We start from the raw sequence: 687 nt of genomic DNA on the forward strand, positions 1-687 counted from the left end.
ACGGCCGGTCACAACGGTACCACGACCAGAGATCGAGAACACGTCTTCGATTGGCATCAGGAACGGCTGGTCGGTCGCACGTGGAGGCTGTGGGATGTACTCGTCAACAGCCGCCATTAGCTCAGCGATTTTCTCGGAACCGATGTTTGCGTCGCGATCTTCCAGAGCCGCCAGAGCGGAACCAGCAATCACAGGGATGTCGTCGCCTGGGAATTCATACTCAGACAGCAGCTCGCGGATTTCCATTTCAACCAGCTCAAGCAGCTCTTCGTCGTCAACCTGGTCAACTTTGTTCATGAAGACAACCATGGCCGGGATGCCAACCTGGCGGCCCAGCAGGATGTGCTCACGGGTCTGAGGCATAGGGCCGTCAGCTGCGTTCACAACCAGGATCGCGCCGTCCATCTGCGCCGCACCTGTGATCATGTTTTTAACATAGTCAGCGTGGCCTGGGCAGTCGACGTGTGCGTAGTGACGTGCTTCGGTTTCATACTCAACGTGTGCAGTCGAGATGGTGATACCGCGTGCTTTTTCTTCTGGCGCGCCGTCGATTTCGTCATACGCTTTGAAGTCACCGAATTGCTTGGTGATCGCTGCGGTCAGAGTGGTTTTACCGTGGTCAACGTGGCCGATGGTGCCGATGTTGCAGTGCGGTTTGGAACGTTCAAACTTTTCCTTTGCCATAAT

Annotated in this window: 1 protein-coding gene; it reads right to left on the reverse strand. The window is 55.6% G+C overall.

The window, feature by feature from the left end:
* Positions 1-684 (reverse strand): GTP-binding protein (locus WG622_RS19205; protein ID WP_339404916.1); only part of this gene is annotated, 684 nt, incomplete at its 3' end.
* Positions 685-687 lie beyond the last annotated feature (3 nt).

The sequence above is a fragment of the Cognatishimia coralii genome (assembly GCF_037478305.1).
GTDB lineage: Bacteria > Pseudomonadota > Alphaproteobacteria > Rhodobacterales > Rhodobacteraceae > Cognatishimia > Cognatishimia coralii.